General features: G+C 44.7%; 18 protein-coding genes. 12 read left to right on the top strand and 6 right to left on the bottom strand.

Annotation, left to right across the window (positions count from 1 at the left end; genetic code table 11):
• Positions 1-34 precede the first annotated feature (34 nt).
• From H6A34_RS06680 to H6A34_RS06670, 3 genes are all read left to right on the top strand, one after another.
• Positions 35-1,465 (top strand): L-fucose/L-arabinose isomerase family protein, encoded by a 1,431-nt coding sequence (locus H6A34_RS06680; RefSeq protein WP_021947941.1) that lies wholly within the window; start codon positions 35-37, stop codon positions 1,463-1,465.
• A gap of 529 nt (positions 1,466-1,994) precedes the next feature.
• On the top strand, positions 1,995-3,674 hold the full coding sequence (locus H6A34_RS06675) for a peptide MFS transporter (protein WP_205104322.1): 1,680 nt from the start codon (positions 1,995-1,997) through the stop codon (positions 3,672-3,674).
• Between the two features lie 204 nt (positions 3,675-3,878).
• Positions 3,879-5,177 (top strand): glycoside hydrolase family 28 protein, encoded by a 1,299-nt coding sequence (locus H6A34_RS06670; protein WP_239480791.1) that lies wholly within the window; start codon positions 3,879-3,881, stop codon positions 5,175-5,177.
• A 382-nt stretch (positions 5,178-5,559) separates the two neighbouring features.
• Here H6A34_RS06670 and H6A34_RS06665 read toward each other — a convergent pair whose 3' ends face one another.
• The 5 genes from H6A34_RS06665 to H6A34_RS06645 form a co-directional block, all read right to left on the bottom strand.
• Positions 5,560-6,099, bottom strand: a complete 540-nt coding sequence (locus tag H6A34_RS06665) for a response regulator transcription factor (protein ID WP_205104329.1) — start codon at positions 6,097-6,099, stop codon at positions 5,560-5,562.
• Between the two features lie 162 nt (positions 6,100-6,261).
• The gene (locus H6A34_RS06660; RefSeq protein WP_021947936.1) at positions 6,262-7,419 is read right to left on the bottom strand and encodes a sodium ion-translocating decarboxylase subunit beta; all 1,158 of its coding nucleotides are present in this window, start codon (positions 7,417-7,419) and stop codon (positions 6,262-6,264) included.
• A gap of 134 nt (positions 7,420-7,553) precedes the next feature.
• Entirely contained in the window at positions 7,554-8,000 is a 447-nt protein-coding gene (locus tag H6A34_RS06655; RefSeq protein WP_021947934.1) for a biotin/lipoyl-containing protein, read from the bottom strand.
• Between the two features lie 49 nt (positions 8,001-8,049).
• A complete protein-coding gene (locus H6A34_RS06650) occupies positions 8,050-9,015 on the bottom strand; it encodes an OadG family protein (protein ID WP_205104318.1) in 966 nt (321 codons plus the stop codon).
• A gap of 122 nt (positions 9,016-9,137) precedes the next feature.
• On the bottom strand, positions 9,138-10,826 hold the full coding sequence (locus H6A34_RS06645) for a putative transporter (RefSeq protein ID WP_205104316.1): 1,689 nt from the start codon (positions 10,824-10,826) through the stop codon (positions 9,138-9,140).
• A 206-nt stretch (positions 10,827-11,032) separates the two neighbouring features.
• On the opposite strand from H6A34_RS06645, the gene mutA reads away from it, so the two are divergent.
• The 9 genes from mutA to H6A34_RS14950 all read left to right on the top strand — a co-directional run bounded on the left by mutA (position 11,033) and on the right by H6A34_RS14950 (position 23,046).
• Complete coding sequence (gene mutA / locus H6A34_RS06640; protein WP_205104314.1) at positions 11,033-12,892, top strand: methylmalonyl-CoA mutase small subunit; 1,860 nt, start codon at positions 11,033-11,035, stop codon at positions 12,890-12,892.
• Entirely contained in the window at positions 12,889-15,036 is a 2,148-nt protein-coding gene (gene scpA, locus H6A34_RS06635; RefSeq protein WP_205104312.1) for a methylmalonyl-CoA mutase, read from the top strand. The genes mutA and scpA overlap by 4 nt, the downstream gene beginning before the upstream one ends.
• Before the next feature lie 662 nt (positions 15,037-15,698).
• Positions 15,699-16,751, top strand: a complete 1,053-nt coding sequence (locus H6A34_RS06630) for a transcriptional regulator (protein WP_205104310.1) — start codon at positions 15,699-15,701, stop codon at positions 16,749-16,751.
• Between the two features lie 20 nt (positions 16,752-16,771).
• The gene (locus H6A34_RS06625) at positions 16,772-17,203 is read left to right on the top strand and encodes a helix-turn-helix domain-containing protein (protein WP_205104308.1); all 432 of its coding nucleotides are present in this window, start codon (positions 16,772-16,774) and stop codon (positions 17,201-17,203) included.
• Positions 17,200-18,075 carry a phosphoenolpyruvate carboxykinase (ATP) gene (locus H6A34_RS06620; RefSeq protein ID WP_205104306.1) on the top strand — a complete coding sequence of 292 codons (876 nt, stop codon included), beginning with the start codon at positions 17,200-17,202 and terminating at the stop codon, positions 18,073-18,075. Before H6A34_RS06625 ends, H6A34_RS06620 begins: the two co-directional genes overlap by 4 nt.
• Before the next feature lie 182 nt (positions 18,076-18,257).
• On the top strand, positions 18,258-18,992 hold the full coding sequence (locus H6A34_RS06615) for a polysaccharide biosynthesis/export family protein (RefSeq protein ID WP_205104304.1): 735 nt from the start codon (positions 18,258-18,260) through the stop codon (positions 18,990-18,992).
• Between the two features lie 43 nt (positions 18,993-19,035).
• Positions 19,036-21,456, top strand: coding sequence for a GumC family protein (locus H6A34_RS06610; protein ID WP_205104303.1), 2,421 nt, complete (start codon positions 19,036-19,038; stop codon positions 21,454-21,456).
• A 15-nt stretch (positions 21,457-21,471) separates the two neighbouring features.
• On the top strand, positions 21,472-22,371 hold the full coding sequence (locus H6A34_RS14955; RefSeq protein WP_239480788.1) for an oligosaccharide flippase family protein: 900 nt from the start codon (positions 21,472-21,474) through the stop codon (positions 22,369-22,371).
• A gap of 45 nt (positions 22,372-22,416) precedes the next feature.
• Entirely contained in the window at positions 22,417-23,046 is a 630-nt protein-coding gene (locus H6A34_RS14950; RefSeq protein WP_239480787.1) for a hypothetical protein, read from the top strand.
• Here the strand turns inward: H6A34_RS14950 and H6A34_RS06600 are convergent.
• Positions 23,033-24,043, bottom strand: coding sequence for a glycosyltransferase family 2 protein (locus tag H6A34_RS06600; RefSeq protein ID WP_205104302.1), 1,011 nt, complete (start codon positions 24,041-24,043; stop codon positions 23,033-23,035). The two genes, H6A34_RS14950 and H6A34_RS06600, sit on opposite strands and share 14 nt — an antisense overlap.
• Positions 24,044-24,136 lie beyond the last annotated feature (93 nt).

The following is a 24,136-nucleotide window of genomic DNA, read 5'->3' as shown; positions in this document are numbered from 1 at the left end:
ATACAAAAACAATTTAAATAAAAGCAATACACCTATGAAAAAACAAGCACAAGCAGGAAAAGAGACATTCGGTCTTATTATAGGAACACGTGCGTACTTCAATTCGGAGCTTGCAATAGACGTCCGCAAGACTCTTCTTGAAGAATTGGAAAAGGCCGGTTACGGCTACGTAATACTTGATGAGTGCGACACTCCGACAGGAGGCTCGATGGAAACGGTGGAGGATGGCAAGAAGTGTGCCGCCCTGTTCCGTGCCAACCGTGAGGAGATAGACGGTATAATAGTATCGTTACCCAACTTCGGTTTTGAGGTCGGAATCATCAATGCCATAAGTCGTGCCGAGCTGCACGTGCCCGTATTGGTGCAGGCATGTGACGACCAGAACGACAAGGTAGACCTTGACAGCCGTCGTGACGCCTTCTGCGGCAAGATTTCAGTATGCAACAACCTTTACCAGTACGGCATTCCGTTTACAGATACGACGTTCCACACTTATTCAATACATAGCGAACTGCTGATGAAAGACATCAACAAGTTCGCCGCCATCTGCCGCGTTGTGCGCAAGCTGACACATGCCCGCATCGGCCAGATCGGTACCCGTCCGCTCGGCTTCAACACATGCCGTTACAGCGAGAAGCTGCTCCAGGCAAGCGGAATAACCGTCGTTCCGGTTGACATGAGCGAGATTATATTCAACGCACGCAAGATAGACAACGACGCCGCAGCGTTGAAAGCAAAGATGGAGGAGATAAGCGACTATGCGAAAGTGCCCGAGGCATACCGTGAGAAGCTGGCTGTGCAGGCTAAGTTCGGCCTTGCCGTTGAGCAGTGGATTGAGGCCAACGAGGTAGATGCTACCGCAATACAGTGCTGGGACTCGCTGGAGCAGAACTATGGTTGTGCCGCTTGCGTAACGATGAGTATGCTCGGAGAGAAACTGATACCGTGCGCATGCGAGACCGACGTTGCCGGTGCCGTGTCGATGTACGCCTTGAGCCTTGCCGCAGGCAAGCCGTCGACGCTGCTCGACTGGAACAACAACTTCGCTGAAGACCGCAACAAGTGCGTCTGCACACACTGCGGTAACGCTCCGAAGAGCTTTGTCAAGAACGACCTCAAGCTCGGTCCGCTCGGCGTTCTCGGCCGTACGCTCGGCAAGGTGAACACCTTTGGCGCCGTTTACGGCAAGTGTACTGAGGGTGATTTCACATACTTCCGCATTTCTACCGACGACACCCTGGGCTGCATAAAGAGCTATCTGGGCAAGGGCGAGCTTACCAACGACCCGTATGGAATGGACGGATGTATCGCCGTTACGCACGTGAACGACTTGCAGACGCTGATGAAGTTCATATGCAAGAACGGTTTTGAGCACCACGTTGCTATGGTTCGTACAGATGTTGTCGACATCCTTCGTGAGGCTGTTGGTAATTATCTTGGTTGGGATTTGTACGTTCACGAATAATATTCAGATACAATATTGCGGGCCGCATCAGGAAAGATGCGGCCCGTTTTTTATATATGGATGCGTCCGTTCATATACATTGTTAAGGCGGCGTGTGGCCAAATGAAAATCCGTATCATATTTTCGGGGTTGTAAAAGACGGCCTTTGGCAAGCTGAAAGACCGTCTTTGGGGCTGCAAAAGGCGGCCTTTTACGTGGTAAAGAGGCATGTTTTTGTTGCCGGCCGGTAATATGCTGATTATCATAAGGTTATGTCTTTACCAAAAAATAGGGGTGTGAAACAAGGAATGCGGTATTGTGCCAAATTGCAATTTGTACCCGCTTTTTTGCCAGCCGATGGTGACTAAATGTAAAATTATTCATATTATCAAAGTAAATGTGATAGCATTAGTTTGCTTAATCGAAATTTTCTATTATCTTTGCACGTTAGAAAAACGATGCAGGCGACGATTTGTTAACCTCATACAGATTACGGTATGCCGCCGCGTCGGTGGTTTATGAAAATATTAATATTTAAAAACTTAATACTATGTTTGAAGGACAACCGAAAGGTTTGTATGCGCTGGCCCTTGCTAATACGGGCGAACGCTTTGGGTATTACACCATGCTTGCGATTTTTACATTGTTCCTGCAAGCTAAGTTTGGCTTTACTGCCACTGTTACATCAAACATCTTTGCCGGCTTCCTTGCGTTGGTATATTTCCTTCCGGTTGTAGGCGGCATACTGGCCGATAAGTTCGGCTTCGGCAAGATGGTGACGCTGGGCATTGTGGTGATGTTTGTGGGGTATATCTGTCTTGCCATACCGACAGGCAACAATGCATTGGGTATCTCGGCGATGATAGGCTCGCTTTTCCTCATAGCCCTCGGTACAGGCCTGTTCAAGGGCAATCTTCAGGTTATGGTGGGCAATCTTTATGATGACCCGAAGTACTCCGCAAAGCGTGATACAGCCTTTTCGATATTCTATATGGCCATTAATATCGGCGCTCTTTTCGCTCCTACGGCAGCCGAGAAGATAACCGACTGGTACATGAAGAGCCATAACTTCGTCTATAATGGCGACATCCCGGCGCTTGCCCATCAGTATCTTGACGGCACACTGTCGGGAGAAGCAATGCAGAAGTTCGTGTCGTTGGCTTCATTGCAGGGAGTAGGCACTGACACGGCTTCGCTCACTGGATTTGCAAACGATTATATCAACGTGCTTTCAGAGTCGTACCATATGGGCTTTGCCGTTGCGTGTGTGTCGCTCATTGTTTCGATGTTGATATATGTATTGGGCAGAAAGACGTTCAAGCATGCCGACGTCAACAACAGTTCCAAGCAGGCTTCAGGCAGCGAAGAGGCGGCAGTACACACGCAGGAACTTACTCCTGCAGAGACAAAGTCGCGCGTTATTGCGCTCTGTCTTGTGTTCGCCGTGGTGATATTCTTCTGGATGGCGTTCCACCAGAACGGACTTACGCTTACGTTCTTCGCCCGTGACTATACAGCCGCTACGGCAACCGGATTTACGCGTATTGGCTTTGACGTATGGAACCTTGTGCTCATCGCCATTATGGTTTACGCCCTTTTCAGCCTGTTCCAGTCAAAGAAGACTAAAGGACGTGTAATCTCGGCTTTTGTTTTGGGCGCTGCGTTGGCAATCTTGTATAACAATTATAATAGCATGGACGAGGTGATTAACATCCTTCCGCAGAAGTTCCAACAGTTCAACCCGTTCTTCGTCGTAGCGCTTACGCCAGTCTCGATGGCCGTATTCAGCTATCTTGCAAGCAAGGGCAAAGAGCCTTCAGCTCCCAGGAAAATCGGTATCGGTATGTTCATCGCGGCCGTCGGCTTCATGATTATGGTATGGGGCTCACTCGGATTGCCTGTTCCAGACGACCTTGCATCTACAACTACGGACTATAGGGTTACGCCTAATCTTCTAATAAGCACATACCTCGTGCTTACGTTTGCCGAGCTGTTCCTCTCGCCGATGGGCATTTCGTTCGTGTCGAAGGTTGCTCCTCCCAAGTACAAAGGCCTTATGATGGGCGGTTGGTTTGCCGCTACGGCAGTAGGTAATTACCTTGTCTCAATCATCGGTATGCTGTGGGGCGGTCTGCCTTTGTGGGTGCTTTGGGGCATACTCGTGGCCTTGTGTGTCATCTCGGCAGTGTTTATCTTCTCTATAATGAAGAAGCTTGAGAAAGTCTGCTAAGGCTGAGCCGGCTTAATGTTTAAGAGTCAAGGATTAAGATAACGTGTCTTGTTTTACGGTAACAATACAGTTTTTCTTAGTCCTTGGCTCTTATTTTTTATTTACATGATTTATTTATTTACGTTTGAAATGAAACATTTGTTTGTATTATCCTTTTTTATGTTTTGTGCTATAGGCGCATACCCGAAGGTGAATGTTGCTGATATGGAAAAGGAAATGGTTGCCAGGCGTGATTCGGTATTGTCACTGATTACGGGTGCACGGATGTCACCGGATAGTATTTTTGTAACCGATTTCGGTGCTGAAGGTGACGGCGTAAAGGATTGTAAACGTGCATTTGACCGTGCAATGAAGGTCGCCGCGCGCAAAGGCGGAGCCCGTATAATAGTTCCCGAAGGCACGTATCTCGTGAAAGGTCCGATACATTTCGTCAGCAACGTTTGCCTCGACATACGCAAGGGAGCAACAATCATGTTCTCTCCGGAGCCCGGACTGTATCTGCCGGTAGTGGATACGAGTTGGGAAGGAACGTTCCTCCGCAATTACAGTCCGTTCATTTATGGAAAGGATTTGCATGATGTGTCCATAATAGGCGAGGGAACCATCGACGGTAATGCCTCGACAACCTTTGCTACATGGAAGGCAAGGCAGAAGCCAGGACAGGCCCTTAGCCGTGAGATGAACCATAATTGCACGCCGATAGCCGACCGTAACTTTGGCGAAGGCCATTGGCTGCGCCCGCAATTAATCCAGTTCTACGGTTGTAAGAACATAACGTTGCAAGGCGTCTTCATAACAAACGCTCCGTTCTGGTGCGTGCATCTGTTGAAGAGCGAGAACATAATATGCAGGGGATTGCGCTATGACGCCAAGCTGGTGAACAATGACGGCATTGACCCTGAGTGCTCGCGCAACATCCTGATAGAGAACATCGAGTTCAACAATGGCGACGACAATGTGGCGATAAAGAGCGGTCGCGATAACGACGGATGGACTCACGGCTCGCCGTCGGAGAACATCGTCATACGTAACTGCCGCTTTAAGGGGCTTCATGCCGTGGTGATAGGCAGTGAGATGTCGGCAGGCGTTCGCAACGTATTCGTTGAAAACTGCACCTACGGCGGTTATTGTAAGCGTGGGATATACATCAAGACCAATCCGGACCGTGGCGGTTTCGTGAACAATCTGTACGTGAAGAATTGCGAGTTTGACGAGGTAGAGGATCTTTTTTATGCCACGTCGATGTATGCCGGCGAAGGACTTGACAACGACAAGTTTACCCGTGTAGGCCATATCTATGTTGACGGCCTGCGTTGCAATAAGGCTTCTGCTGCCGGACTTGTTCTGCAAGGCACGGAGGCAGAGCCCATCCGTGATGTTGTTTTCAGCAATATAGAGATTGGAAAGGCCGAGAACGCGGTAAGTTTTGACAACACTGAGTCCGTTGAGCTACGTAACTGCCATATCGGAGGACGCGCGGGAGTACCATCCCAGGCAAAATAGCAGTTTCGTAGAAGGGCGGATTTATTCTGTCTCTAACGTTCTGAGCTATGGTACGGATTAGAGAGTGGTGTGAATTATCAATAAAAGCGCATGCCTCAAGTTGCGTGTAGCGATGGATTACTATTACTCGAAAGCGCTGTAAAACATGGCTTTTTGCATGACGAAAAGCCGTGTTTTACAATGCAAAAGGCGACGTTTTGCATTGTAATAGGGATGTAAAAGCTTTTTTTATCCTTCAATCTTTCACGAAATCTGTATGCCATTGATTTTCAGGTGATTATTAAGTGAAAGATGTTTGTCGTTAATCTTTCACGGAGAAACAAGTTGACAGTCAGCAAAATAACGGATGCCGAGAAAGATGGAATATGGTTTGATGAAGAAATCAAATGTCGTTGATGTTCACGAATCCACGCGTAACGGCGTAAATGGTAAGCGCCGATACGCTTTTGAGTCCGAGTTTATCCATAATATTCTTGCGGTGCGTTATTACTGTGGAAAGACTGATGTTAAGGCGGTCGGCTATTTCCTTATTTATATATCCTCTTACTATGAGCGTCATTACTTCGACTTCACGCACTGACAATTGCTTTTCTGCGTGCTCCCCATGTGCGTGCGGCAGGTTGCGACCTTCGGCGTGTGCCATTTGTTCAAGGGCAAGCAGTGACTTGATTAGCTGTTTCTCAGGCAGAGAAGTGCACAGTGAATTGTAGCCGTATAATGTTTGCTTTGTGTCAGCAGCGGTGTTTAGTATTATGGTTTTACGTCGGCGTTTATCGAAAAAATCGCTGTCCTCGATAACGGCTTGGGCTTCAGCGAAGTAATGGTAATATATGTCGACGTCGCCACTGGCTTTAAGTTCGCCAACGGAACGGAATGTGTCAACGACGACAATCGGCATAACGTCTTGTAAAATCTGCTTCATGCCTATCGCTGCAAGCGTGTCAGTATGGATGATGGCTATTTTAGGAAACACCGTTACGGGAATTAAGAATAAAGAGTTAAGGATTAAGAGTTAATGAATATGGCATTACAAGATATATTGCTTTACATATTTCTTAACTCTTAATCCTTGACTCTTAATTTATTATGACATGAATCCGAGTAAAGCTCCGGCTGCAACTGCCGAGCCGATAACTCCCGCTACGTTCGGGCCCATTGCGTGCATGAGCAGGAAATTGTGGCGGTCGTACTCTAAACCGAGGTTATTTGATATGCGGGCACTCATTGGAACAGCGCTTACTCCGGCATTGCCTATGAGCGGATTCATCTTCTTTGACTTGGGCAGAAACAGGTTCATGAATTTCACGAAGAGTACGCCTGAAGCCGTGGCGATGGCAAAAGCCATGAAGCCGAGGAAGAAGATATAAATCGTCTTCATCGTGAGGAATTCACTTGCCTGTGTGGAACAGCCAACAGTAAGACCAAGCAGCATTACAACAATGTCGTTGAGCGCGCTTCCCGCAGTCTTAGCCAGACGTGTGGTCTTGCCTGATTCCTTTAGCAGGTTACCGAAGAACAGCATACCGAGCAGCGGAAGTCCCGAAGGTACGATAAACGTTGTAAGCAATAAGCCTATAATAGGGAAAAGTATACGTTCCGTCTGGCTAACCTGACGAGCCGGCTTCATACGGATAAGGCGTTCTTTCTTTGTGGTAAGCAGTCTCATCAGTGGCGGTTGGATAATCGGCACCAGAGCCATGTATGAGTAGGCGCACACGGCGATGGCTCCCATCAGGTTAGGACTAAGTTTTGATGACAGGAATATTGCAGTAGGGCCGTCGGCTCCTCCGATTATGGCGATACCTGCCGCTTGGTTAGGCTCAAAACCAAGTGCCAAGGCTATCATGTAGGCACCGAATATACCGAACTGTGCAGCGGCACCGACAAGTATCAGCTTCGGATTGCTGATAAGGGCGGAGAAGTCAGTCATGGCGCCTATTCCGAGGAACACCAATGGCGGATACCAACCGGCTCTTACTCCTTGATAAAAGATATTTAGCACTGAGTTGTCTTCGTAAAGACCGATTTCAAGACCTGCGTCAGCACGGAACGGAATGTTGCCGAGTATTATACCAAGGCCTATCGGCACAAGAAGAAGAGGCTCAAAGTCTTTCTTGATTGCAAGCCAGATGAAGAATGCGCCGGCAATAATCATGATGATATTGCCGGATGTGGCATTTGCGAAACCTGTATATGTAAGGAACTCAGTGAAGTTGCTTGAAATAAAGTCTGTAAATCCCATGACAGAATATGGTTTTTATGGTTTTTGATTATGAGGTGGTATATGCCTTTGTTTTTGTTATGGATTTATGTATTAACGGCAGTTTTTGCCTGCTGTGAATATTTATTTCCCATAATTATTTTGTTAGGGTAACCTCATTCTATCGTTATCAGCGCATCACCCTCCATTACAGTGTCGCCTTTGTTCACGAGTATTGCCGTTACGGTACCGTTGCTTTCTGCCTCGATGTTATTCTGCATTTTCATTGCTTCAAGTACTACTACGGTGTCTCCGTCTTTTACGGTATCTCCAACTTTGACCTTTATCTCTGTAATGGTTCCAGGCAGTGGAGCCGTAATTTTTGTTCCTCCTGCATGAACGTTAGCCGCAGGTTTCTCAACTTTTGTTTCAACTGTTGCTGACGGTTTTGGCTGCGGAGGCGTTATTACAGGTTTGTGCGGCATTGTGGTTGGATTGATAGGCTGTTTCAATTCAACTTCAAATGGTATACCGTTGACATTTACCTTGGCAATGTTGCCTTCTACATTAACAATTTCGACATCGTAATCGACACCTTGTACTTTATATTGATACTTGTTCATTGTTCTTTAATTTAATGATTGTATGATAGTTTTATCTTAATCCTTAATCTTAAGGGATGATTGTTTCTTCAGGGTAAATATTCCAGTTGGTCTGGTGCGGTTTTATTGTTATAATGTTACTTTCGATGTCATGCACGTCATCTTCGTATTGTTTCAAGGCCATGGCGATGACAGCGATGTATATTTCCTTGTCAATACCGCCGGTTTGCAGACCGTCTTTGAGTATGACCTTGGTCTTGTGTCCTGTTTCAGCCAGCATTTCACCTGTCTTGACGGCAGCCTTGATAGGCTGTATTTTCCCGGCTTTTTTCAGGGCTTGTTTGTGTGCCATGAACAATCCGAGAATCCTGAAGAATACATATAACAGGGCAAGACAGAAAAATACAATTCCCATTGACAAGACCGTTATGCCGAGACCATGTGGGTCTTCACGTTTAATTTTTGCTATTTTTGTTTCATTCACGTGTGTCTGGTTCTCAATTCCCGGTGTAACTTCATCGGCAGGCCTTACGCTCCATTGAGCTGCTCCGTCGGCAGTTCTTGCATATGACATGTCGGCATCAAGGGCCGGAATTGAAACGGAGTCGATAATGTCTATTCCGTTGCCGTCAAACAATGCAATCCAAAGAGGTTTTCCTGGTTCGGCCTTGGCATTAAGATGTAATGTTCCTTGTGAGGGATTGCCGTTCAGGAAAAACACGAGATGCTCGCGCGCGGACATTGATGTACGTTCATCTCCGTTTGGTATGCAACTCATCATTGCCGTACGTTCTGGTACGGTAAGGCTTTTGTCGAGTACGCGCCGGTCTGTCGCTATGTACATACCGCGTACGTCATACGTGGTGAACGATATGTTGGTCAGTTCCACCCACGCATCCCTGTTACCGTATTCGTCTTGTAGGTTTGCCTTATTGTTTGTCAGCACTTCGTTTATCTTGATGTTTTTTGCTCCCTGGCCAAACATCGGAACGCTGCTTACAAACATGGCGAAAAGCAGGAAAACGATTTTTTTCATGTTTTGATGTTTTATTTTTAAGGTTATGGATTATCTGGTCGTATTGTTCAAGGTCTATAATAATTATAAGGTCATTGTAGCAGCATAATATGCATACTGCCACAAGACCTTATAAAGCACTGTCACATTCCACAGAAAAATAAAACTATTATTTGTGCCGTGAAAATTCTTAAGAACATACTTAATGGATATACAGTTGAATATCCAACAGCCGGAGCATCCTTTGAGCATGCGGAGTTAGCGTATGCCAATGCTGGCGGGTCAGTATAAGTTCCGGCAATCATACCCATTATCGTCAAATAATTGAATTTGTATTTCAGTCTTGCAATCAGTCCTATGATGAATATCGGAATAACGGTTATTATGAAGCCCGTATAAACATACTTGAGTCCGTCTCCTTGTACGATAGTCTCCCAGAATCCGTTACCGGCTTTGATTCCGACACTCGCAAGGAAAAGCACTAAGCCTATTTCCCTAAGCATCATGTTTGCGCTTGTCGTTGTATAGGTTACGAGATGTACTTTATATCCGAAACGTCCGATAAGAATGGCAATGATCAACGGACCGCCGGCAAGTCCTAATTTAATAGGTACGGGAATTCCCGGGACTGCGATAGGAATGCTTCCGAAAATTATACCGACCAAAATGCCGATGAAAATTGTTGCAATGTTGGGGGCGTTAAGGCGTTTTACGGAATTTCCTAAAACACTTGCGACACGGTTTACAGCTCCTTCCGGTCCGACAACCATCAATCGGTCACCTACTTGGAGTGAAAGGTTCGAACTTGCAAACAAGTCCATTCCATGTCTGGTTATTCGTGTGACGTTTACTCCGAATGCGCTTGAGAAATGCATCTGCCAAAGTGTTTTTCCGTTGATTTGCGGACGTGTCACAACAATACGCTTACTAACCATCGGCTCGTCTTGTTTCTTCCAGTCGACATCCACGATTGGTCCGATGAAAGCAATTATTGCTTCGGCATCGTTTGCGGCGCATACAACGAATAAACGGTCTCCTATATGAAAAATGGTACTGCTTGACGGAGTGAGGACATGACCGTCATGCAGGATGCGCGAGCATACGAAATCACGGTTAAGAAAATTGTGTACTTGGGCAATTGTTTTTCCTTCCAGATAAGAGTTGGTGACTTCAAGACTCATGAAATGAGGTTTTACTGCACCATTCTCATTTTCTTCTTCGTCAAGCTTGCTCTCTTCTTTATCAGTGCTTATATGGCAGATGTATTTTAACGCTATTGTCGCACCGATTATGCCGAGCACACCTAATGGATAAGCACATGCGTACCCAGAGGCTATTTGCGGTATTTCTCCGTCCTTGAATACTGAAGTCAAGGCTTCGTTTGCCGCACCAAGACCAGGGGTGTTCGTAACAGCACCGTACAATGTACCAACCATCATGGGCAGGTTCTTAGGATCAGAGGTGTCGAAGAAGATGTAGTAACAGGCAAACATCACGACAATGTTCAGCAAGATCATTCCTGTAGATAAGGCGTTCAAGGTTACACCTCCACGTTTGAAACTTTCAAAGAATCCCGGACCAACCTGGAGACCTATCATGAAGACGAACAAGATGAGCCCGAATTCCTGTAAAAAACTCAATACGGTGGAAGTCGCCGTAAAGCCGATGTGCCCCGCAGCGATTCCAGCAAATAATACGAACGTAACACCAAGGGAAATACCTCCTATTTTTATTTTCCCAAGATAGACTCCCAAGGCTATGACAATAGCGTATAGTACCACTATGTGGGCCACTGAGTCTGTTGCCGTAAATAAATTAATGAGCCAATCCATAACATGTTTTTATCGTGCTGCAAAAGTAGCTAAAATATTACTCATTTGATAATTTTTGTGCAATTATTTTATAGCCAATCTCTTTGTTTTTGTATTTTTCACGGTTAAATATTAAATTCTGTTCGCTTTTTTTAAGCTTGTCGGAAAAATGCGCTATATTTGCACTATATATTTTAAAGGTAACCTATATAATAAAATAGAAATCTATGTCAAACTGTAACGAAAAACTCTTTAGCGAGTTCAAGGCACCGACAAGGCAGGAATGGCTTGACAAAATTCAAGTTGACCTTAAAGGCGCTGACTTCAACAAGCGTTTGGTATGGCGAACCAATGAAGGTTTTGATGTACCGCCGTTTTATTGCAGGGAAGATGTATTGAAGTTGAAGACTCCTGATTCTCTCCCAGGTGAATTTCCGTATGTCCGTGGCAACAAGAAGAATTGTAATTGTTGGTATATCCGGCAGAATATAGATGCTTCTGATGCCAAGGCTGCAAATGAAAAAGGGCTTGACATTCTTAATCGTGGTGTCGACTCTTTAGGATTTAAGATTCCTGGTGATTGTGTAAGTAAGGAATTCGTTGACACGTTGCTCAACGGAATTGATTGTGAAAGTGTAGAGCTTAATTTCAACACATGCAAGCGGCATACTCTTGAGCTTGCGAGAATTCTTACATCTTATTTTGAGGCTAAAGGATATGACAAAGCTAAAATCGTGGGTTCGCTTGACTGGGACCCGATGGAGAAAATGGTCATAAAGGGCCATGATGTTTCTCCCGTGCTTTCTTTTGCTCCTCAACTTGTTGATGCATTGAAGGATTATCCTCATTTCCGTTGCATTTCCGTAAACGCGGTATCACTAAACAATGCCGGTTCGTACATCGTGCAGGAACTCGGTTACGCAATGGCATGGGGTAATGAGTACCTAAATATGTTGACCGAGGCTGGTATAGATGCAGACCTTGCAGCAAGCAAGATTGCATTTAATCTCGGCATTTCGGAAAATTTCTTCATGGAAATAGCAAAATTCCGCGCGGCACGTCTACTGTGGGCTGAGATTGTGAAGAAATACGAACCTAAGGACGAGGCATCATGCATGATGTGCGTCAATGCCGTTACGTCAAAATACAATATGACGTTGTTCGACAGTTATGTTAATTTACTCAGGTCGCAGACGGAAAGTATGAGCGCTGCTCTTGCCGGCGTACATTCTATTGTTGTCACTCCGTTCGATGCTGTTTATGAAACTCCAAATGACTTCTCTGAGCGCCTTGCGCGTAATCAGCAATTACTGCTGAAGGAGGAGAGTCATCTTGACAAGGTCGTTGACCCGGCAGCGGGAAGCTACTTTGTTGAAGAGCTGACCACATCTCTTGCTAATGAGGGATGGAAGATATTTATAAAGGTAGAGAACGAGGGCGGTTTCCTTGAAGCCGTTAAGAAAGGTAGTGTACAGGATGACATCAACGCAACAAATGCCAAGCGACATGAAGCTGCAGCTAAGCGTAAGGAATTCATCCTCGGCACAAACCAGTTCCCGAACTTCAGTGAGGTTTCAGAGGGTAAGCGTCCTGTGAAATGTGCATGCTCGTGTGGTGGAGGACATCACGAAGCAGCGTTCAAGTCAATTGAGAGTGCGCGTCTTGCCGCCGACTATGAGAATTTACGCCTTAAAGTAGAAGATAGTGGCAAGACTCCTGTCGCATTCATGCTTACAATCGGCAACCTTGCAATGCGTCAGGCCCGTGCACAGTTCAGCTGTAACTTCCTTGCATGTGCAGGTTACAAGGTTGTTGACAATCTTGGATTCAATTCTGTTGAGGAAGGTGTTGACGCCGCGTTGAAGGCTGGTGCTGATATTGTCGTGCTTTGTTCAAGTGATGACGAGTACGCTGAGTATGCCGTGCCTGCGTTTAAGTATCTTGACGGCCGTGCGATGTTCGTTGTTGCCGGAGCGCCTGCATGTATGGACGATCTTAAGGCAGCAGGAATCGAGAACTTTATCCATGTACGTTGTAATGTGCTTGAGACATTGAAAGAGTATAACGAAAAATTGGGAATAAAATGAGAAAGAATTTCAACGACGTCGATATATTTTCTGACATAAAGGCTGTTGACGGTTCTGCATGGCAGAAAGACAACAACGTGACTCCTGATTGGAGAACGCCGGAGCATATAATGGTAAAGCCGGCTTATACTAAAGAAGACCTTGAGGGAATGGAGCACCTTGACTATACAGCCGGTCTGCCGCCGTTCCTGCGCGGTCCGTATAGTATGATGTATCCGTTCCGTCCGTGGACTATCCGTCAGTATGCAGGTTTCTCTACGGCAGAAGAGAGCAATGCTTTCTATCGCCGTAACCTCGCAAGCGGACAGAAAGGTCTGTCTGTGGCATTCGACCTTCCTACACACCGCGGCTATGACCCCGACAACATGCGCGTAATAGGCGATGTCGGCAAGGCAGGCGTGTCAATCTGCTCGGTAGAGAACATGAAGGTGCTGTTCAACGGCATTCCTTTGAACAAGATGTCAGTGTCTATGACCATGAACGGAGCCGTGCTGCCCATCATGGCGTTCTACATCGTGACGGGTCTGGAGCAGGGTGCCAAGCTTGAGGAAATGGCCGGAACAATCCAGAACGACATCCTCAAGGAATTCATGGTGCGCAATACCTATATTTATCCGCCCGCATTCTCGATGAGGATAATCAGCGACATCTTTGCATATACGTCAAAGTTCATGCCCAAGTTCAACTCTATTTCAATCTCGGGCTACCACATGCAGGAGGCCGGCGCGACGGCAGACATCGAGTTGGCGTACACCATTGCCGACGGTCTTGAGTATGTACGTGCCGGAGTGAACGCAGGTCTTGACATCGACGCATTTGCCCCGCGCCTTTCATTCTTCTGGGGAATATCGATGAACCACTTTATGGAGGTGGCGAAGATGCGTGCCGCACGTATGCTGTGGGCAAAGGTTATCAAGCAGTTTGACCCGAAGAATCCGAAGTCGCTGATGTTGCGCACACACTCGCAGACGTCAGGATGGTCGTTGACGGAGCAGGACCCGTTCAACAACGTGGGCCGTACATGTATTGAGGCAATGACCGCGGCGCTTGGACACACGCAGAGTCTGCACACCAACGCGCTCGACGAGGCCATAGCTCTGCCTACCGACTTCTCAGCACGAATTGCCCGCAACACCCAGATTTACATTCAGAATGAGACCAAGATATGCAAGCATATCGACCCGTGGGCAGGTTCTTACTATGTTGAGAGCCTCACCAACGAGCTTGCGCACAAGGCTTGGGAGCACATACAGGAAATCGAGAAGCTCGGCGGAATGGCTAAGGCTATCGAGACCGGCGTGCCCAAGATGCGTATCGAGGAGGCTGCAGCACGTACGCAGGCCCGCATAGACAGCGGCGCGCAGACCATCGTGGGTACCAACAAGTACCGTCTTGACCACGAAGACCCGATTGACATCCTCGAGGTGGACAACTCTGCCGTGCGTAAGGAGCAGGAGGACGGCTTGGCACAGCTGCGTGCTTCGCGCGACAACAATAAAGTTAAGGAAACTCTTGACGCTCTGACCGAATGCGTACGCACGGGTGAGGGCAACCTACTCGAGTTGGCCGTGGAGTGTGCCAAGGCACGTTGCACCCTCGGTGAGATAAGTGATGCCTGCGAGAAAGTTGTGGGCCGTTATAAAGCAGTAATAAGAACCATATCAGGAGTGTATTCATCAGAGAGCAAGAACGACGCGGACTACAAGAAAGCCTGCGAGTTGACCGAAGAGTTTGCAAAGAAAGAAGGCCGCCGGCCGCGTATCTTCATCGCCAAGATGGGACAGGACGGTCACGACCGCGGAGCCAAAGTAGTTGCTACGGGATATGCCGACTGCGGTTTTGACGTAGACATGGGCCCGCTGTTCCAGACGCCGGCCGAGGCTGCGCGCGAGGCTGTCGAGAACGATGTGCACATCGTTGGCGCAAGCTCGCTGGCCGCAGGCCACAAGACGCTCATTCCACAGCTTATTGAAGAGCTGAAGAAGCTCGGCCGTGAAGACATTATGGTTATAGCTGGCGGAGTGATCCCCGCTCAGGACTATGATTTCCTTTACAAGGCCGGAGTGGCTGCAATCTTCGGTCCGGGTACATCTGTTGCCAAGGCTGCGTGTGAGATGATGGACATTCTTCTGGACAATGAATAAAGCCAAGCGGCGGGTTCTGTTCCCATAGCCGTCAGGTTGTATGAATGTTTCAGGGCGACTCCTTTATAGGGGTCGCCCTTTTTGCGTGTATAGGAGGAGAAGATGTTAAGCAACGTGCAGTTTGTTGTTTGTCTGCCGAAAGATGTTGTCTTTACTGTTGTGATGATTGAGTATTAACATTCAGCGCGTTTGTGATTGCGAAAGACGGCTTTTTGCTCTCTTAAAGGCCGTCGTTAAGCAAGCCGAAGACCGTCGTTCGGAAGTCATTTGGCGACCTTTGTGATTGCGGATGTTTTTCTCGTGCTTATGACATGGCATTTACTATGAAAAAATGCATCTCTTCGAAAGAGATGCATTGTCTTTGCAAAGGTATGTAATTTATCGAAAATACGGCCTTTAATTTAGTTAAAAATTTTATAGATGTATTTTTTTATTAATTTGTTAGTGTGCAGATCTCTTGGCAAACTTATTTTTCTGCAAGTATAAGATATTGATTGACAGTGTGTTCGGTATGTAAAATGCATCTCTTTCGAAGAGATATATGAGCTTAAATCATGAATTTTTTACTGAAAGGAGACTTTATGTATGATGCATTGATTGTTGCAGCCGTGTTGAATGTGCCGGCCGTACGTGATACGAAAATAAATTAGACTGAATCATCGATGCCACTGTATAGTACAGATATTCATTCTAAAGCCTGGGGCAACAAGCATAACGCAGACAAAAAACAAACGCCTGCGGAAAGGAATATATTGCCTGATGAGGGAAGTGCGGCATGGTGCTATTTGTTTGTTCATCATGCTAAGGTTGGTATGATAAACGACCTGCTTGGCAAACAGTTCAGGACTTTCATACATAAGACAACGATATACAAAAAGGAAAACAAACGGATTAGAAAACAGGAACGCCAGACGATCTCAGGACTGATCTTCGTGCAGGGTGACAAGGACGAGATTCAGGATTTTCTGAACAGCAACTGCCAAGGTACGTATTTGGCTACAGATTGCAGCACAAAGACTACGGCGGTTATACCGGATAAAGTCATGCGCCCGTTCATGCAGCTTGATTTGAAGTGTGGCCGGATAAGGTTTATGCCCCATCCATTGGACTATTATTCCGAGGGTCATCCTTTGGTGCGGATTACCTCCGGGCTGTTGGAAGGATTTGAGGGATATCGTATAAGGATATCGCGCAACAAATGTCTCGTTACCTCGATAGGAGGTATGACTGTGGCCATAAGCGGCATAAGCAACGACAGTTTTGAGAATGTTGACGAATATATAACGCTGCGCCGCGGACAGCAGATGGCTGGCAACGTTGACAGTGGTTGTCCTAATGGACTGCGCGGCGAGATTGCAAGATGTTTCTTCAGGCCCCAGTGTCAACTTGACGTCGTGGCGATAGCGCGAAGCCTGCGTCAAAAGATGGCTTTGTCGCGTGTCCTATGGGATAAAGGTGATTATGCGGAAGCTGTTGACTTGCAGCTGATATTGTTGGAAAATACTATGAGCTGGGTCAAAGGAGTGGCCGGAAGTATGACACCGTACAATGTTAAAGATGTGTATGCCGTCTGCACAGATGCAAGCGGCTTGTTGGAACAGATGCTTGAAAGTGAATGTCTGCCAGAGGACTATAGGACGAAAATACGTAAGGCAAGACAGTCGTTAGCCGCCAAATATCCCATGCTGGCAGCGGCTATGGGCAAATGCCCTTGATGTAAAAAACATTCTTTGCTATGACAGTTGCAGATCATACAGGATTTGGACGTACTTTTATCGGGAAGACGCGGCAGGGCGGCGATGAACCTTGCAATGAGGCCGGCGGTGAGGGACAGCATGACAGGTTGTTGTTTGAGCAGATACATCGGTCGATTGTCCGTGATAAACTTTACCTTGACCCAGCGTTCTCACGCAAGACATACATAAAACTATGCCTGGTGAATAAGAACCGGGTGGCAAAACTGGTGCAACGCTATGCCGGAACTAACCTTAACGGATATATCAACGGTCTGCGACTGGAACATGCAGCGTGGCTCTTACGGGAACGGCCGGAATTGCCTATAAAGGCCGTGGCTATTGATTCCGGTTTCAGAAGCCGTCGTACTTTCTATCGGCTTTTTGTCGCAAAATACGGAGTAACACCGACTATATACAAAGAAAATTTATGAATTTCAGTATTGCAGGACTGAAAATAGAAGTGGACGGAATGGACGTCCTTCCGCAACAGATGTTTAACCTTAGGCCGTTTGTGTCCGTTACTGATGATGCAGCTGAGCCAATCTGTAAAATTAAGTGTGGATGCAGGTTGGCCACTGCCGTGGGACATCCGTCGTTGACAAGTTCGTTTGACGGTAAAACGCTGAGCCTGTGGCTGTTGCCGGGACGTAATGTGGTGGCGCTGAGGCTTGGCTACCATGGAACTACTTATCATTTGGAAGCTTCATGTGACTGGCTCCATGTTAGGACGGACTGTACCGCCGATACATTGGCAGGAAGTATAGCTTTAGGCGATTTCATCATGATAAGTTTCATTTATAGTTCCGCTTACCACGATACCGTGCTGATACATGCTTCGTGCGTAGCAGTAGGTTCATCTGCAGCGGTTTTCGTAGGACCATCGGGAATCGGCAAAAGTACGCATTCAAATCTGTGGTTGCGCTATGTAGCAGGCTCACGCCTGTTGAACGACGACCAGCCCGCATTGCGTGTACATAATGGTGATGTAATGGTGTATGGTACCCCGTGGAGTGGAAAGACGCATTGTTACCGCAATGAAAGTGCGAGGGTAAGCAACATATTCGTTATGGCACAGGCTAAAAGAAACGAGGCGGTGAGGCTTGACGGACCAAACTCGTTTTGCGCACTCATCGACATGACTTCGCTTATTAAGTCGGACATCGCCAGTTTTACAAGGATAAGTGGTACAGTGGCAGCCATAGCCAGTAGGGTTGGTATATATAAGTTGTACAACCGCGCCGACAGGGAAGCCGTCGAAACAAGCCATGCGATATGTTTGCAGAGTTATAATAAAGAAAAATGACTATAAAAGATTGACGGAAAACGACGCGCTGGCAATCTTGCAACTTTTAGACAACTTAATTAAATGAAAAACAACAGGCTGGGCCAAATGGGCGCGGACTTGGCTTTGCCGATGCATTGATTGATATGAATCGCATAAACATCTTGACTTTACTTGTTATTTCATTGTTGACATCTGGATGTATGTCTTACGAAAAGTCGGTTTACCTTCGTGATGACAAGAAAATGGCAGAAACTGGCCAACCGACAGTGTTTGAATACCGTGTTATGCCGAAAGATGAACTTACAATCACGGTTAGTACCTCTGATCCTGAGGTGTCAGCTCCGTTTTACAGGAAAATAGGCCAGACGAAGAATCAAACAAACCCCGGGCAAGGTATGAATGATGCCAAATTACTTGATTATCTTGTTGATAACGGAGGCTTCATAGATTTTCCGGTATTAGGGAAAATCAAGGTAGAGGGGATGACTACACGGGAATGCGAAGCTATTATACGTGAAAAGCTCCAGGCACATTTAAGTGAAGTACCGACGGTTACGGTACGTGTGGCAAACTTCAAGGTCAGTGTTTTGGGCGAAGTCAAGAATCCGGGTATGTATTCTGTGCAGGATGAGCATATTAATATTTTCCAGGCGTTGGCCTTGGCCGGTGATATGACACTGTTCTCGGTTCGCGATGATGTTGAATTGTTGCGTGTTGATGCTCAGGGAAATAAGCAGGTTGTGCATCTCGACTTGACAAAGGCGAACATCATTCAGTCGCCTTATTATTACTTGCAGCAGAACGATATTGTTTACGTCAAACCTACAAAAGATAGGGTGCGCTCAAACAGCGTAACAACTAATACGTCATCATGGGTGAGCTGGCTGAGTCTGGCAGCCACTGTTGCGTCGTTGATAATAGTGTCAGTAAGGTAAGAGGCTTAACATGAAAAACAAATAATAACCATTGGTTTGAAGCATGAAAGAGGAACAATTATACGAAGAGTTTTTCAAGAAGGAAGAGAAGAAGGTTGACTATAAGGCCATTATATTTGAGTATTTATTGTATTGGCCATTCATCGTCGCATTCCTGTTGTTGTCTGTCATTTTCGCTTATGTGTATTTGCGCTATCAAGCGCCAGTTTACAGTGTTACGTCTTCTGTAATGATTAAGCAGGGCGACAAGACAAAATCAACAGCTGCAACGGCTCTTGCTTCAATGCAAGATCTTGGAACTATGTCGATGGCGAATAATTTTGATAATGAGGTTGAGATAATCCAGTCGTATAGTCTTATCAAGAAGGTTGTTGAGTCAAAAGATTTTTATATCAGTTATGTTGACGAAAATAAGTTTAGGTATGACACTCCTGCGTATAAAAATGTTCCTGTAAGTGTGTGGATGGCGCCTGGCGAGGCAGAGCGTCTACCGTCTGTTTTGAATGTCGGTCTTGATTGCAATAAAGATGGTTCGGTTGATGTGTCGGTCGTTTATTCTGTAAAAGGTGAGGAGTATACGATAGATAAAACGTTCAAGACATTGCCCGCCGTGTATGTTACGCCTGTCGGCACACTTACGCTTACACCTGATTCAAATCGAATGAAAATGCCGCTGCCTCGTAAACTGATTGCCAAGGTTGTGCCCCCGTCAGTGGCAGCAGACATGTTTAAGTCACGTCTGTCGGCAGAGCCCACGAGTGAGTTTACATCAATAGTACAGTTGTCGTTTAATGATGTTGATATCCGCCGAGGTCAGGATTTTCTGACAACATTGGTAACTATGTATAATACGGATGCAAACGAAGACAAGAATCAAGTAGCAAGCCGTACGGCTAAATTTATCGATGAGCGCATACGTATTATTAATGAAGAGCTTGGCACTACGGAAAACGAGCTTGCGAGTTATAAGCAGAGAGCAGGTTTGACAGACCTTAGCACAGATGCACAGATGGCGCTGCAAGAAACATCACAGTATGATAAATTGCGTGCTGAAAATGAATCACAGATGCGTTTGGTTAATTTCTTGAGAGAGTATGTTGGCAATCCGGATAATAAAAATGAGGTGATACCATCAGATATAGGTATTGAAGATGCCAATCTGGTGGGCGTCATTGCGAAATATAACGAAATGCAGATTGAAAGAAAACGTCTGCTTCGCACGTCTAAGGCTACCAACCCAGTGGTTGTAAACATCGATGCTTCTATTGCCGCGACGCATAATGCTGTTGTAACAGCAGTTGACAACGTTGACAAGGCTTTGCAGATAACACGTCGCAACCTTAATCTTGAGGCTGGAAAATACCGCTCTCGCATAAGCAATGCGCCACGGCAGGAACAAGCCCTTACAGACATAACACGTCGTCAGGAAATAAAAGCAAATCTGTATCTTACATTGTTGCAAAAGCGTGAAGAGAACGCTATCACACTTGCGGCTACGGCTGACAACGGTAGGGTGGTAGAAGAACCGCGGGCAGCGGGTATAGTTGCGCCCAACAAACGCAATGTATATATTCTTGCTTTTGTCGTAGGGTTGCTGTTCCCGATAGGTTGTGTCTGGTTGAAACGTATGTTGAAGTTCAAGATAGAAGGTCATGCTGATGTTGAACGGATAACAGACGTGCCTGTTGTAGGCGACATTCAGCAGGTAAAAAGTATTGAAGGTAGTTCGATAGTTGTATCTGAGAACAAGAATGGAATTATGGAAGAAGTTTTCCGTAATGTGCGTACAAACCTGCAGTACATGTTGCAGGAAGACGAAAAGGTGATGCTTGTAACTTCAACAACGCCTGGCGAGGGCAAGAGTTTCATTGCCGCAAATCTTGCCGTTAGTTTTGCATACATGGAGCGCAAAACCTTGATTGTAGGTATGGACATCCGTAAACCGGCGTTGAATAAGATATTTTCCCTTCCGAAAAAGACACAAGGCATTACGCAATACTTGGCTTCGCCGAAAGAAATTGATTTACTGTCGATTTGTCTGCCTTCAGAAGTTTCGCCCAATCTGTACGTTCTTCCTGGAGGTGAGGTGCCGCCTAATCCTACTGAGCTTGTAACAAGAAAATCGTTGGACGAGGCGTTCAGACTGCTGCGTGAACATTTTGATTATATAATAATAGATACTGCCCCTATCGGTATTGTTACAGACACGCGCCTGATATCACGTGTTGCCGACATCTGCGTTTACATTTGTCGTGCCGATTATACCCATAAGAGTGACTTTGAGTTAATCAATGATCTCAAACAGGACAATAAACTTCCTAACATCTGTACCCTTATCAACAGCATCGACATGGATAAGCGCAAGAACGGCTATTACTACGGCTACGGCAAATATGGCCGCTACGGAAAGTATGCCTACGGCAAAAAGTACGGCTACGGATATGGGTACGGGAAAAGCAAATGATAATATACGACTTGCATGGATTCAAACAGCAGACGGATAGCGAAGAATACACTCTTGTTATATGTGCGGATGCTGTTCACGATGGCAATAAGCCTGTATACAAGTCGTGTTGTTCTAAATACACTTGGCGTAACAGATTATGGCATCTATAATGTTGTGGGCGGAGTAATCTCTTTATTGGGATTTATGACAAATTCAATGAGTGCGGCTTCATCTCGTTATATCACTTATGATTTAGGCAAAGGTGATATAGCTTTGATGAAGAGGACATTTGGAAATATAATATCCATTCATTTAATTCTTTCGGGAATAATATTTTTTATAGGTGAAACTATCGGACTATGGTTTGTTCTAAATGAAATGCAAATACCTAATGATAGAATAGCTGCTGCGTTTTGGGTGTATCAATTTTCTATCTTTTCTTCAACATTAGGTGTAGTAAGTGTTCCTTATAATGCGGCGATTATTGCCCATGAGCGGATGAAGGCTTTTGCTTACATAGGAATTATTGATGCATTGTTAAAATTATTTATTGTTTATCTCCTGCTGGTTATCCCATACGATAAATTGATAGTATATGCTGTGTTGTTCTTTTGCATACAGATGTTTGATCGAATCGTTTATGGCTTGTATTGTATGCGTAATTTTGAAGAGACGCGTGCTAAATGTGCTTTTGACAAGAGATTGTTCAAAAAGATTTTCAGTTTCGCAGCTTGGACTATGAATGGAAATTTGGCAGTAATTGGTTATACGCAAGGTATTAATATCTTGCTTAACTTATTTTATGGTCCGGTGGTAAATGCTGCCCGTGGGATAGCAGTGCAAGTGCAAGGAGTAGTTCAAAGCTTTTATGGTAATTTTCAGACCGCGTTGAATCCACAGCTGACAAAAAGTTATGCACAAAATGATTTATAGTACATGCACAGTTTGTTAAAAAGGAGTTCAAAGTTTTCATCCTTTATGTTACTGCTTCTTGCCTTACCTTTAATGTTAGAAGCTCCTATGGTCTTGAAGTTGTGGTTGGGTATTGTTCCTGAACATACTGTGAATTTTCTGCGATTAATCTTATGTTCAAGCATGATTACAACATTATCATATCCACTGGTTGTGTCTGTACATGCAACTGGCGACTTAAAAAGATTTCAATTAGTAGAGGGTACAATGCTTTTGAGCATTGTACCGATAGCTTATATGTTGTTGAAATTGTTTGGAATAAAACCAGAATACGTTTTTTGTGTCCACATCATAGTTGAGCTGTTTACGCAGTTTGCACGTATGAAAATAGTATTACCGATGATAGCGATGCGTATTGGCGATTATTTAAAAGATGTTGTTGTGCCGATACTTAAAGTTGTGTTTATTGCATCGGTGCTTCCGTTGTTGTTGTATGTATGCTTGGACAAAAGTATTACGTCCTTTTTCATTGTTTCGATAATATCAATGTTGAATGTAACGTTGGTGGCTTATTGTGTAGGCTGTACATCTAGTGAACGGAAAAATATTAAATCATTAATTCTTTCAAAAAACCGTGTAATTGACTATGTTTCAATAATTTCAAAGAACTATTTATCCACTTTTACGGGACAGTAGTGACTGTTTTATATAAATTAATAAGAAAATATATCATCTTACAAGAGAATTTATTTATGAAAAAAATATATTTAAAAATTTTCTGTTCAATTGTTTTTGTCTCATAATATTTTTGAAACAATTCTTTTTTATTTTTTACATAATCAAATACCTTGTTATAGTTATTCTTATTAACGCATATACAAGCCGTATAAAGCTGGGACAACCCATAATGATTATATATTTCTCTTAAATTATCTTCATCGCATATAGAGAATTTCTTAATCAAAAGCTCATTTGTCTTCAATAGTTCAACAGCTGTAGCAAACCATTCTTCACATGAATGTTTCTTTATTGTCAATGAAAGATTGTTATTCCATCTCATATAATGATATGAAACAGATGAACTAAAATAAAATTCTTTAATATACAGTAAATATTTATGTAAAAAAATTGCATCTTCAAATATGGAAGTTTTTTCATTAAAGTAAATGCCATTATCTTTTATAACCTCTTTTCTAAATAGTTTTGCAAAAATATTTACACAATAATCATTCAATATGTTATCCATTACCATTTGTTCATCAAACGGTTCTTTCAATATAGCATCATGATATAAACGCGATTTATATCTTTTCTCTGGCAATAATTCATATTCAACATAAAAAGACTGGCACACAATACATTTATCACACAAGTTTCTATCACAATATAATGATTTCAGATAATTATCATCCACCCAATCATCACTATCAATAAAACAAATCCAATCAGCTACAGCTTTTTTTATACCTAAATTACGAGCCGCACTAACACCTCTGTTTTCTGTATGAAAAACCTTTACACGCGTATCTTTTTCTGCAAATTCATCACAAATCATGCCTGAATTATCCTTACTGCCATCATCAACCAGTAATAATTCAAAATCCGTAAATGTTTGTGACAAAATGCTATTTACACACTGAATAAGATAATTCTCCACATTATAAACAGGAACAATAACGGATATTTGCGACATGTCTATGACCTTGCAATTTTTGAAAGAATTAATGATTTAATATTTTTCCGTTCACTAGATGTACAGCCTACACAATAAGCCACCAACGTTACA

Origin of the sequence: Marseilla massiliensis, assembly GCF_016899855.1 — a bacterium.
In the GTDB taxonomy this organism is placed as follows: domain Bacteria; phylum Bacteroidota; class Bacteroidia; order Bacteroidales; family Bacteroidaceae; genus Prevotella.
The sequence above is the reverse complement of the archived record's forward strand: the minus strand, read 5'-3'. Positions and strand labels throughout refer to the sequence as shown.